The sequence below is a fragment of the Mycobacterium sp. TH-M82 genome (assembly GCF_057473605.1).
Genome location: NZ_JBYCKY010000684.1, coordinates 28,697 through 40,674, shown reverse-complemented (window position 1 = coordinate 40,674; position 11,978 = coordinate 28,697). Strand labels below are relative to the sequence as shown.

General features: G+C 63.7%; 12 protein-coding genes. 5 read left to right on the top strand and 7 right to left on the bottom strand.

The genetic code is table 11. The features are described from left to right. Window positions 1-185 precede the first annotated feature (185 nt). From AC2VON_RS20185 to AC2VON_RS20170, 4 genes are all read left to right on the top strand, one after another. The gene (locus AC2VON_RS20185) at window positions 186-536 is read left to right on the top strand and encodes a hypothetical protein (RefSeq protein ID WP_486954508.1); all 351 of its coding nucleotides are present in this window, start codon (window positions 186-188) and stop codon (window positions 534-536) included. 94 nt (window positions 537-630) lie between these two features. After that, window positions 631-1,287 (top strand): hypothetical protein, encoded by a 657-nt coding sequence (locus tag AC2VON_RS20180; protein ID WP_139809209.1) that lies wholly within the window; start codon window positions 631-633, stop codon window positions 1,285-1,287. A 9-nt stretch (window positions 1,288-1,296) separates the two neighbouring features. Beyond that, the gene (locus AC2VON_RS20175; protein ID WP_486954507.1) at window positions 1,297-2,019 is read left to right on the top strand and encodes a hypothetical protein; all 723 of its coding nucleotides are present in this window, start codon (window positions 1,297-1,299) and stop codon (window positions 2,017-2,019) included. Window positions 2,020-2,032: 13 nt separating this feature from the next. Further along, on the top strand, window positions 2,033-2,761 hold the full coding sequence (locus AC2VON_RS20170; protein ID WP_486954506.1) for a hypothetical protein: 729 nt from the start codon (window positions 2,033-2,035) through the stop codon (window positions 2,759-2,761). 189 nt (window positions 2,762-2,950) lie between these two features. Here the strand turns inward: AC2VON_RS20170 and AC2VON_RS20165 are convergent, their stop codons facing one another. From AC2VON_RS20165 to AC2VON_RS20145, 5 genes are read right to left on the bottom strand one after another with little or no spacing between them, the layout of a single operon-like run. Next, window positions 2,951-4,528 (bottom strand): PEP-utilizing enzyme, encoded by a 1,578-nt coding sequence (locus AC2VON_RS20165; protein ID WP_486954505.1) that lies wholly within the window; start codon window positions 4,526-4,528, stop codon window positions 2,951-2,953. Then, window positions 4,525-5,487 carry a DUF7065 domain-containing protein gene (locus tag AC2VON_RS20160; protein ID WP_236724525.1) on the bottom strand — a complete coding sequence of 321 codons (963 nt, stop codon included), beginning with the start codon at window positions 5,485-5,487 and terminating at the stop codon, window positions 4,525-4,527. Before AC2VON_RS20160 ends, AC2VON_RS20165 begins: the two co-directional genes overlap by 4 nt. A 13-nt stretch (window positions 5,488-5,500) precedes the next feature. Continuing rightward, on the bottom strand, window positions 5,501-6,721 hold the full coding sequence (locus AC2VON_RS20155; RefSeq protein ID WP_084027683.1) for a cytochrome P450: 1,221 nt from the start codon (window positions 6,719-6,721) through the stop codon (window positions 5,501-5,503). Window positions 6,722-6,750: 29 nt separating this feature from the next. Continuing rightward, entirely contained in the window at window positions 6,751-7,566 is an 816-nt protein-coding gene (locus AC2VON_RS20150; RefSeq protein ID WP_464508646.1) for a hypothetical protein, read from the bottom strand. Between the two features lie 37 nt (window positions 7,567-7,603). Beyond that, a complete protein-coding gene (locus tag AC2VON_RS20145) occupies window positions 7,604-8,644 on the bottom strand; it encodes a DUF7065 domain-containing protein (RefSeq protein WP_464508643.1) in 1,041 nt (346 codons plus the stop codon). Window positions 8,645-8,727: 83 nt separating this feature from the next. Here AC2VON_RS20145 and AC2VON_RS20140 point away from each other — a divergent pair, with 83 nt between their 5' ends. Continuing rightward, the gene (locus AC2VON_RS20140) at window positions 8,728-9,426 is read left to right on the top strand and encodes a TetR/AcrR family transcriptional regulator (protein WP_084027680.1); all 699 of its coding nucleotides are present in this window, start codon (window positions 8,728-8,730) and stop codon (window positions 9,424-9,426) included. Window position 9,427: 1 nt separating this feature from the next. Here the strand turns inward: AC2VON_RS20140 and AC2VON_RS20135 are convergent, their stop codons facing one another. After that, the gene (locus tag AC2VON_RS20135) at window positions 9,428-11,041 is read right to left on the bottom strand and encodes a PEP-utilizing enzyme (RefSeq protein ID WP_084027679.1); all 1,614 of its coding nucleotides are present in this window, start codon (window positions 11,039-11,041) and stop codon (window positions 9,428-9,430) included. Beyond that, on the bottom strand, window positions 11,038-11,859 hold the full coding sequence (locus AC2VON_RS20130; protein WP_084027678.1) for an SDR family NAD(P)-dependent oxidoreductase: 822 nt from the start codon (window positions 11,857-11,859) through the stop codon (window positions 11,038-11,040). The genes AC2VON_RS20135 and AC2VON_RS20130 overlap by 4 nt, the downstream gene beginning before the upstream one ends. Window positions 11,860-11,978: the final 119 nt, after the last annotated feature.

Sequence of the window (11,978 nt, the reverse complement as noted above, 5' to 3'; positions counted from 1 at the left end):
ATGCCGTCGCCGTGCCATGAATCGAGTCCTCCTCGCCCCAATTCTGGGGCATCGGACTCCCACAGGAACTGGCCCGGACCGGAGGGCTCACGTCAGCAGGGCCGCGATCGCGTGTAGACCTCGTCTTATTGACAATGGGATTTTAATCCTTATTAATAGCCGACATGCGCATCAAGGGACAAACCATGGGCGCCATCGTCGACACTTCGACTAGGCAGGCAGAAATCCAGTCGCTGTTCGAAGCAGAACAGAACGAGCCGCCACCGCTGTTGGACCGATCGGACGTTCCGGGCACACCCGATGTCGTGACGGTCGACTGGCTCACCGACGCGCTGTGCCGCGGTTATCCCGATGCCAGGGTGGAGTCGGTCGAGCACGGCGACCAGTACAACGGCACGACGTCGGGTCGGCGTCTGCGGATTAGTTACAACGAGGCCGGGCGGAATGCCGGACTGCTCGAGCGGCTGTTCGCGAAATTCTCGCCGCCCATGGCGGCACGCTGCCTCGTCGGCATCAACGGGGAGCCCGGCAGGTGAGGCGCGTTCTACAACGACGTCGCGACGTGTCTGCCTCATCGAAGCGTCGAATTGCTGTTACGCCGCGTTCGAGGAGCCGGCGTGTCGCACATTCGTGCTGCTCGAGGATCTGGTTCAGACGAGGAATGCACGTTTCGGGACGACGCTCGACCTTGCCATCGACCGTGGGCAGGCGGAGAGCATGGTGGCACTTTTGGCTACGCTCCAGCGAAACGCTCGGGTTCGAATCACTGACGGTGGTCGGCCACGATTTGGCTGTCGACATGCTGCCGCCGGCATTACGCGACCGACGCTACGAGTGGCGCCCGAGTTGATGCCGTCGTTGGCGATCAACGTCGCGGCGAGGCCGACACTGCTGCATCAGGACACGCACCTGGCCAACTGGTACGCCCTGCCCGACGGCTCGATGGGTATCGCCGACCGGCAGTGCGTCGCACGCGGTCAGTGGGCACTGGACATCGCCTATGCGTTGGCGATCGGGCTGAGCATAGAGATCGACGCGCCTGGGAGCGCGACCTCATCGCTTTCTACCTGCAATGGCCGGCCGAAAAAGTCGCGTAGACATCCACTTTCGAGGAAGCCCGGCTGGGTACCGGCAGCAGATGTTTCATGCCGTGTGTTTCTGGGTTGGCGCCGTTTCGGCATTGGCGAAGACGGCCCGGTGGCTGCCAATATCAGTCTGAACAATATCCAGCGCGCAGCCCAGACAATCGACGATCTCGACTCCTTCGACGCGCTAGACGCGGGATAGGCAGGGCTGATGAACAGGAGTGCACAGCTCGCGTGCGCATGGAGCGGTCTGGTCATGGTGGTCGTCTGGGTCGTGAGCTTCATCGTCCTCGCGGGTTTCATCCCGCCGCCGTCCCCGCACAGCGGGGAGGACGCGATCCTGCGGATGTTCACCGATCACGCCGTGCTGATCCGGCTCGGACTGATCTTCACGATGTTCGCCTCGGCGCTGCTGGTTCCCTGGTCGGCCGTGATCGCCGTGCAGATGAGCCGCATCGAGGGCAAGCGACCAGTGTTGGCCATCACCCAGGTGGCCCAAGCCTCTTTGCTTTCACTGGAATTCATCATCCCGCTCACGGTCTGGCAGACCGCGGCGTACCGACCGAGTCCCGAACGTATTCACTTGGTGTACATGCTCAACGACATGGGCTGGTTGATGTTCGTCGGCGTCATCTCGTCGGCGGTGATGCAGTGCTTGTGTCTGGGCATCGCCATCCTGATCGACAAGCGCGACCCGCAGATCTTCCCCCGCTGGACAGGTTATTTGGCGCTGTGGACAGCGATGTTGCTCGCCCCGGCCGGTGTTGTTCCGCTGTTCAAGGACGGACCGTTCGCCTGGAACGGCATCCTTGGCTTCTGGGTACCGCTGAGCATCTTCTGCGTCTGGGTCAGCATCACGACCTGGTTTCTGGTCGCCGCAATCCGGGCTGACAGTGACCAATCCGCTGACCAACCTTCTGAATCCCTGACATAAAGGACGACATCGCATGAACCCTAAATTGCGGATTCTGGGAGTATGGAGCGCTGCCGCGTTCTTCCTGCTCTGGCTCATCGGCTTCGTATTCTTCGCGCAGTGGATACCGCCAATTCCACCGTCTGCCAACGCAAACGAGGTGGCCGATCTCTTCGCCGCCAGGTCGGTGCCCATACGGGTGGGTATGGTCTTCATGAGCTTCGGTGCTGTGTTCTACCTGCCGTGGTCGATGGTTCTCGCTGACCTGGTGAAAGATGTCGAGGGGAAGTCGGATTTCCTGTCCGGCACGATGCTCGCCGCAGGTGTTCTGTGCTGCGTGACGTTCTTCCTGCCCGCGTTCCTGTGGGCGACAGCGGCCTTCCGGCCGCAGCGTGATCCCGAGATCACGCAAGCTCTGGTGGACCTGGGCTGGCTTTTCTTTATCACGCCGATCGCGCCGTTCATCCTTCAATACACAATTCTCGCCATTGTGACATTCGGCGACAAGCGGACGCAGCCCGTCTATCCACGCTGGGCCGGTTATCTTCAGCTGTGGGTGAGTTTGTCGTTCCTGCCCGGCGTCATTGCCCTCTTCCTGAAGATCGGACCGTTCGCGTGGAACGGCCTTTTCGTGTGGTGGATACCGTTCGCCACCTTTATGGCATGGTTCGTCATCATGATCGGGCTGACCCGACAAGCCGTTCTGCGCAGTCTCAAACCCGAGCCTTCCTACGCAATAACAGCGGACAATCGAGTGGCTTAGAGCGTAGCGAGTTGCCAGCTTCGCCCCGGACGCGTGCGGCGACCGCCCGAGTTGGCAACACCCGGCCCGAGAGCTGCTGACCACGAGGTCGTTGATGCGGCTTGGGATCTCGGCGACCGACGGGGGTGAACCGCCGCGGCGAGGACGTTGTCCCGTCGAAAATAAGGTCCCGCGCCAAGATCGATCCGCCTAGTGAGCGCGGTCAAGGACGGTGACGACGCCCGCTGCTCCGTCGATGCGGACCAGGTCTCCGTCACGCAGATCGGTGGTGCCGGTGGTGGTGCCGATGACACAGGGAACGCCGAGCTCGCGGGCGATGATGGCACCGTGGCTGGCGGTGCCGCCGATGTCGATGACCAACCCGCCGGCGACCATCATCAGCGACACCCAACTTGGATCGGTGACCGGGCAGACGAGGATGTCGTCGATATCGACGTCGGTGTCCGCGCCCGCGTCGAGCACGATCTTGACCCGTCCCTCGACGATACCGGGGCTGGCGCCGATGCCCGCGACCTCGGTGACCGTGGAGACCGCCGTGGTGGCGGCAGTGCGCATCGGCGGGTCGCCCTCCCACGTATTGGTGACCATCTCGAGCCCCTGGTGACGAATGTTGTTGGCGCGCCGCTCGGCCACCGGTGAGCGCAGGTCGTGCTGCGCGGAACCGAGCAGCTCCTCGACGAATAGGAAGAAGACATCGTCAACGTAGTCAAGGCGGCCTGCCTGCACAAGTTCGGCACCGACGGCACGCGCGGCGGCCCGGGCACCGTCCAGGGACATCACGAAGGCGACCTTGCTGCGCTCGAGGCTGCGCGCCGCAGACGGAGCCATCCTCAGCGCCACTTTGGCGGCGGGACGCTGCAGTGCGGGCAAGTCCGCCAACACGGACGCAACCGCTGCGGCCCGCGCGTTGTCGTCACGACGGGGCCCGTCACTCCCGGCTTCCTGCAGCCGCTTGACCAGCCGCTCTAAGGGCGCCGGGTTCTCCCGCCAGGACTGCGCGGTGATGTCGCCCGCGTTGGGTCCGTGAAATCCATGCCGAGCCACGAAAGTGCCCAGGTCCAAGCGGCCTGCGGCTAACGCCCGCAGATCATCGGCCACCGCCGCCTCTTCAATCCCGCCGGGCGCGGAGAGCAGCGCGCCGGCAAGCTCCGGGTGCCCTGACTTCTCCGCCAGTGCAATAACCTGAGAGCTGGCGCCCTGGAAGATCATTCGGTTACGGCTCTGAGCCACCACCGCTTCGCCGAAGTGTGCGACAGCCTCGGCCAACGCAGTGCGTGGCGGCGTGCCGTCGACTATCCCGGTCGGGCCAAACCGCGCCGACCACCATTCGGTCGTCTGAGCCAGGACCGTGGTGGCGGCCTTCCCACTGCGAAGCAGTGCGACTCCGGCCTTTGCCAGCACCGCAGGCACCCGCCAACCGTGGCTACGGTCAACAATCCCGTCGCGGACCGAGCCGGCGATGTCGCGCTCGACATCGTCGCCGGACACACCTGGGAAGCCCGACATAATGGCGCGCAATGTGCTGATGTTCAGCACCGGCCGGCCGTGGAACACCCCGATGAGGTGCTCGGCGACATCATCGGGGTAGGCGATCGCCGACTTCGGGATGGCACCGAGCTGAGCGAACCCGCGGCGGGAGCTGACATCCACGATCGGGCCGTAGAACGACCATCCCAGTGGGGTGATCACACCTGGCGTGACCTCGGCCATGTTGCACCGGGTCCAGCAGATGCCCGGCGGGGAGGAATAGGTCAACGGGTCGCTCACGATCGGGCCACCTGCAGCTTGCGCATGTGCTCGCGACTCTGCTGCAACGGATAGAACTCCTGCAGCTCCCCCCACGCCGGGGTTCCGTCAATGTCCCACCGCACCATGCACCACCATTGAAACGTGTAGGGATAGCCCTGCCAGTGCAGCCAGTTCACGCATTCCCCGTCGACTACGAGTTCACGGCCCAGCTCGTCACACCCGCGCAGCTCGACCCGCAACGGGCGGCCATCCGCCCCGCGCTCGGTGACCCGGCGCTCACCCCGCACAAGAGGGCTGGTCACCGCGTCGGCCCGCTTCCAGCCGAACAGCAACGTCTCGGTAGTGCCGTCAATGGGGTCCTGATCGGACGGCTGGTTGGCGACGACGAACAGGTGGAACCCGTCGCCGTTGTCGTTCAGGCCCCACGGAAAGTCCGCCCTCGGTATCGGCTTTGGGTGTCGCGGGCCCCACGAATGATCCCGGTTGGACCAACAAGCCACGTCGAGCTGCTCACCGCCAAGGGTGATCGTGCCAGTCATCCGCCCGGGTTGCTCGAAATGCCCACTCCCCCAGGCGTCGGAGCTGCCGCTGGACCACTTCGAGTGGAACGGCTCGGCCGTCGCAGTCCACACCAGATCCGCCTGACAACCGTTGCCGTCGTAGTTGATCGAGAACTCGCGCAGCGGCTCGACCATCTTCAACGTGAGCCCGTTCGGAAGAGCGCAGTCGAACATGTCCCACGACGGATCCAGCGCCCACAGATCGCCCCAGTCGTAGAACAGACAGTCATATGGGTACTCGCCCGACGGGTCCCACAACGCGATGCCACCGACCGACAGCTTCATGTTGGGCCGGTGGAACACCATCACCCAGCCACTGATCAGCCTCTCGGGAATACTGATGGGAAACCAGGCGCTCTCATTCCAGTAAACCTCGTCACCAGGATCATGCAGTGAATCATCTTCCGGCCCAACCATTTCGCGTTCCCGACTAGCGGCCGATGTGCGCCGGCATGCTGCGCCAGCCCCACATCGTCGCGGCATCGTCGAAGCGGACCGCCTTGTCAAGTTCCACGGTGTAATTCGGCATTTTGGTGACGATCTCGCGCAGCAGGACGTGGAACCACATCCGGAATAGGCCGGCACCGACGCAGACGTGCGGACCGTCCCCGAAGGCGACATGCGGATTCGGGGAGCGGTCGATATCGACCTCCGCCGGCCGCTCGAAGACCCGCGGGTCACGGTTGGCGCCGGGTAGCCAAATCAGCACCCGGTCACCGGCGCGCAACTGTGCACCTTCGATCTCAACATCCCGGGTGACGTTACGGGCTAGCGAAACCGCCGACGATGTCTGCCTCAGCAGCTCTTCGCCCGCGGCCGGAATCAGGCTGTGGTCGGCGGCCAGTCGGGCACGCAGCGCGGTGTCCTGCGCCAGATACAGCATCGAGTTACCAATTGTCGCCGCCGGGTTCTCGGCGCCGCCCACGAGCAGGGTGAAGATCATCCACATGACGTCGTCGTCGTTGAGGTCGAACTCCGGCGACACCAGGTGGCTGACCACGTCATCGGTCGGGTTGGCCTTCCGCTCTGTCATCAGCGCCTGGATGACGCCGATCGCATGCCCCAGCGCCTCCATTCCCTCGGCCAGCTTCGGCGAGTTGGCGAAGTCGGGGTCGGAGGCATACGGCATGACATCGAGCGCGGCTTGTACCGATTTGATGAACGGCACCCGTTCGGATTCGGGGAAGCCGAGGTAGAGCACCATCGAGCCGGCCGGAATCCGGTCGGCGATGTCATGCACGATGTCGAAATCGGCTTTCGTCACGGCATCGTCGACCACGCCGACGATGAGCTCCTCAAGCTGCGGGGCGATGCGGGCGACAGCCTTGTTGTGAAACTTCGGCGTCAAAATCTTGCGCAGGGTGCGGTGGTACGGCGGGTCGATCTCGGCGGGTATCAGCTTGGGGCCCACCATCGTCGGAATCGTGACCCCGCCCGTCATCTCCGGCGTCTTGAGTGAGGAGAACACCTCTGGGTCGCGCAAGACCCGCTTGGCCAGGGCGTGCGAAGCCACCACCCAGTAGCCCCCGTGGGCTTCGGTCCAGAAGATCGGATGTGACGCGACCTCCGCCAACACCTCTTCCCGATGGTGCGAGGCGCGCTCCGAATGATGATCGAAGTCCAGAGTTGGAACAGGAATCACGCTGGTCATCGTTGACCCTCCTAACGGCCGAGGTGTTGTCAGTTGTGGCGGGATGTGGTCTGGGCCAACTCCCGGCGCAACGCGTCGAGCCTGGCCTCGATCTCGGTGTCGACAATCTGGGTGATCTGCTCGCCGAGTTCGGGACTGACAGCCGCTGAACTGGGCGCGGCCTCTGCGGAGCGATTAATAGATTGGTGCACGACGAAGATCATGATGAGCATCCACAAACAAAACACGACGAACGGGATCCACCAGGTGAAGATGCCGTCCCAGGCCAGCGGCCCGGTTTTGAAGAAGACGCACAGCGGTCCGGGCAGGAACAGCACCACTGTCCACACATTGAGATAACCTGCCCAGCGCGGAAGAATGGGTTCTGCACCCCGATCCTGGAGTATGGCGATCGCGATCACCGCGGGTTGCAAGATCGCGGTTGCGCCCATGCCGATAAACATCATCCACGGAACATCGTCAAGCGCCTGGACGATTTCGGGCGCGCGGTCCACTCGGAAAGCGGCCGCCTCGAGCAACAATGCCGGAATCATAAAAACCAGCACGGTCAATCCACCCAACACAAGCTGCAAATCCGCCAGAATGGGATGCACACCTGACATTCGCTTCATCTGAGCGGAGATCGCCGCCGACCATGACGCATACAACGGCGATATAAACAAGGTCAAGACGAGGCCGAAACGTATTCCGAGGGTATGCCCGCGGAAGAAGTCCGCGATCTGCGTAGCACTCTCGTTCGGCGACGGCGGAGGCACGACATGGGCGAACAACACAAACCCAACCGCCCATACGACGACAAATACCGCACCGCTCCAGTTGCAGAACTTAAGAGTAATTCTGTGCATCGAAACGCCGATCTCCTAATCAGGGCCAGCGGCGTGGTCAGGAGCTCGCTGAGGCCAACTGACGACCGCCGACAGCTTCCCAGAGTTTGCGATTGTGCTTAGCGTAGATGTAATCCATGTCCTCGCCGTAGACGGTCTGCCCGTCGTACTCCCATTCGGTCAGACCCCACCAGGGCATGCAGTCAGAATAACAGGGAAATTTCATCCAGTTTTGGTACGTGCCTACCGCGTGCAGTTCCCGTCCGAGGTGATCGGTCGCCTCGATGACGTCGCGGAGCGGACGGCCGTCCTCACCCCGCTCGACGCAGCGTCGCGTGCCCGACACGAGGGTGCCCTTGACGCCGTCCTTCGTGTACCACCCAGAGGTGATGCGCTCCGTCGTGCCGATGATCGGGTCGTCCTGCAACGGGAGCTCGCACATCGCGTAGGCCTGGAAGTTACTGTCCTTCGACGCAACGGCGAAGGGCCAGGCGCCACGCAGCCGGCCGTTCATGTTCGTGATGATCTTGCGTGGGCCCCAGGTGTGATCGCGCAGCGAGCTGTGATCTACCTCGTACGTGGTGCCACGCACGGTGACAGTCCCCGTCATCATGCCGGCCTGCTCGTAGTGGCCCAGTGACAGCTCGGGGCCCACGCTGGTCATCCAATCGACGATGCCCGGGTTGATGTTCTCGCCCTCCATCTGCATGTAGTGCGGCTCCATCAGCGCGGTGTAGGTCAGATCGATCTGGCAGTCCTCGGCGTCGAAGCGCATCCGGTACTGCTTCTGCAGGTCGATCGTCGACACCGACAGCCCGTTGGGCATGACGAACTCGTTCATGTTGGAGCCCTCGGGGATCGCCATACACTGATCCCAGGCGTAGTACAAGCAGTTGTACGCGTCCTCGCCGTCGCCGTTCCAGATGACCGGGCCGCCCACACAGAGGTTCATGTTCGGCCGGAAGTAGTAGTACAGAGTCCCCATCAAATTCGCCTCGGGAACCCGGAAGGTCGTCAGGTGGCTCTCGTTCCAGTACGGGTCGTCATTGCGCGCGTGGAATTGGTCGTCCAGCGGATTTACCTCTGCGATCCAGGGCATGGGATCTCCTCAACTCCGAAGTGTGTTCCGAACATCGTTCCGATCGATGGTCGGAACGCTAGCAGACTGCTAAGGTCAGGTCAATGAATTCCCGGCCGCACAACGGATTGGTCGCGACCGCCGATGCGCTGGCGCGACCCGCGTCAGGCACGCGATCCAAGGATGTGACCCGCGAAATGGTGGTTGCGGAAGCGCTTGCCATCGTCGACAACGAGGGGTTGGAGGCGCTGACCATGCGGCGCCTAGCAACCAATCTCAGTGTGGGCGTCGCAACGGTCTACGCCACCGTCGCAAGCAAAGAGCTCCTGTTTCAAGCGCTGGCCGATGCGGTGATCGTCGAGGTACCGCTGGAATGCACGGCATCCTCGGCGACCGACGCGTTGGTCGAATACTTCCTGGCGATGCACGAGATGATCCGGCGCCATCCAGTCGTTGCGCAGCTCTCCGCGATGAGACCGGTGCTGACCGAGACGGCATTCCAGATGCAGGAGCGGATCCTCGAGCTGCTCCGAGCGGGCGGTCTTGACGCCCCCTCGGCGGCGAGCGCGTATTCGACCCTCGGTAGCTATGTGCTGGGCTTCACGCTGACCGGCATTTCCCGACTCGATGACCAACGCCGCGAGATGGTCGCCCAGCTTCCGGCCCAACGATTTCCCCAGTTGCACGCCGCCGCACCGTATTTCGCGACGCAATCCACCGACAAGAGCCAGTTCGAGGAGGGTCTGCGGGCCATCCTCAAGGGCCTGTTGCCACCCGAACAGGTCCCGCGTGGTGCCGTCTAGTCTAGGCGGCAGCGCGCTTAAGCAGCTGGATGTTGCCGGTAGTGCCATCGACCCGCACAACATCGCCGGTGCGCAACACGCTGGTGCCCACCTTGGTGCCCATCACGCACGGTAGTCCGAGCTCTCGGGCCACCACAGCGGCATGGCTGAGCACACCGCCGATGTCGACCACGAGTGCGGACGCCATGAACATCACCGAAGCCCAACTCGGATCGGTTGTGCGGGCGACGAGGACGTCACCGAGTTCCATCTCGTCGCTGAAGTCGGGATCGTTGACGACGCAGACTCGTCCCTCCGCGACGCCGGCGCCGGCACCGACACCAATGATCTGGTCGGCGGGGAGCGCCGCGGCGGCCGCCCGGTCGATGGGAATCGGAGTCGGCGCACCTTCCCAGTGCAGCGCCACGTCGACGTCGTGGTGAGCACGCCACCGCGAGCGCCGCCACGACACCAATTCCCGGATGTCTGGTGGCAGGTCCTGCGTTTCCGACACGGTCAAGTAGAAGATGTCGTCGCGGTCAGAGAGCACTCCATCGAGTTCGAGCAGCTCGCCGTAGCGCCGTGCGGCGCCTCGGGCGATATCCAAACCCTGAAGCCGCGCGGCCTTGCCACGCAGTGGCAGATAGGTGTGCGCCAGGCGCAGCATCAGCTTTGCCACCGGACGTTTGGTCGGGGGCAGCGATCGCACCATGTCGAGTTCGGCACGGCGGCGGGCGTCGCGGCGGCGGCGCTCGGCCGCGACGGGATCGGCGTCGTCAGGCATCGCGCGGTAAGCTTCGCAAATCCTGCGCAGCGGCTCAGGATCCTCTCGCCACACTGTCGAGGACACCTCCCCCTCGCGTGGCCCGTGAAAGCCATGCCGCGCAACCACGGCGTCCAGGTCGACAGCGCCGCGCGACGCGGCCCACAGGTCGCTGACGAGCGCCGTCTCCTCGTGGGACCCGTGACCGCTTTCTAGGGGCGCCGGATCAACGCCGGCCGCCGTCGCGAGCTTCATCAAAGCGTCATAGAACGGCTGCACACCCGCGAGCAGCTTGATAGCGTCGACACCGACAGCGTCGATGACGACCGCGACTCCCGCCGCTAGCTGGGCTCGCGCACCGGCGCGGTCAAGCGTTGGCGTCCGCTTCAACTCCTCGATCCATAACCTTTCGGCCCCAACCCGGCTCCGGCGAACCATGCGCGGGACTGAGGCCATCACGACCGGATAGCGGGCAGCCACGATCGGGTAGCGCCGCCGGTGGGGGGCCAGCCCCTGAACCACCGGCGGAACACATCCCATGAACTGCTCGGTCACCGACCTCCCGTCCGCGCCCGGGATGCGGTCCGCGATCCGGGCCAGCCAGTCCACCCGGATCGCCGCCCGGCCATAGAAGCAACCGTATGCTCGGTCCTCGATCCGATGCGGCATCCCCGCTTCGCGTGGCGTGAGGGCACCGATGGATCGGAACGCGAATCGATTCCCGATCTCGCAGGCTGAACCGATGATCGACCACCCAAGCGGGGTGAGCACACCGGGAAACGCCTCGGTCAAGTTGGTGATGGTCCAGTACGCTGCCGGGTCCGAGGCGGTCAGCAGCGGATCAGTGCGTCCGCCGACCACTTCCGGGCTCATCGCGACCGACTCAGGCGGGTGCGTGCAGCCTCCTTCAGCGCGGGACGCACCAACAATGGATCGACGAGACGCAACGGCAGAAGCCGAAACTGCACCAGCGGAGCGGACAGGCGAGGAATCGCATAGACCGCGCTGCGGCGGTCACTGGCCAAGACATCAGCGATCCGCCTAGCGACCTTTTGTGGCGTCAGCACCCCCACGGTCGCCGTCGCCTTGTCGATGAATGCGATCACCGGATCATCAACGCCCTTGACCGAAAGCTGTGTGTCGGGAACCGAGCCGAGGATGAATACCGGCACCCTGACACCACTGGGACGCAATTCCCGCTGCAAGTCCACCGCGAACTTAACCAGCCCGGCCTTGGCGGGTGCGTACGTGCCGAGATGTATCATCGACACTTCGGCCGACACCGAGCCAACAATGGCCAACGTTCCCCGCCCCCGCTCAACCAGCCGAGCCGCCAGCTGACGGTTGATTTCCAGGTGGGACACGAAGTTCGTCATCACCCCGGCCCGCAGAGCCTCAGCCGTCATTTCCGCTAGCGGGCCCGGCGTGATGGTGGCGGCGTTACTCACCAGGATGTCAATCGGTCCGCCCGCGTCCTCGATCCGGTCGACCAGTCCCTCCAGTGAGTCCAGATCGGTCAGGTCGACAGGCAACGCTCGCCCGCCAACGTCAGCCGCGACTTTGTACAATTCGTTGCTATCGCGCGCCAGAACTGTCACCCGAGAGCCGCGGTGGGCAAGTTCATGCGCAAGCGCCGCGCCTACCCCTTTCGATCCGCCGACAATGGCGACGTGGGCACTGTGAAGGTCCATTTCTCATTCCTCTCACCATGCGGGTTCCATAACAGTCGCCACCGAGGTTCCGAACGATGTTCCGATCGCTGGTCGGAACGCTAGCAGCGCATGCGTGCCAAGGCAATAGTCGTTCGAAA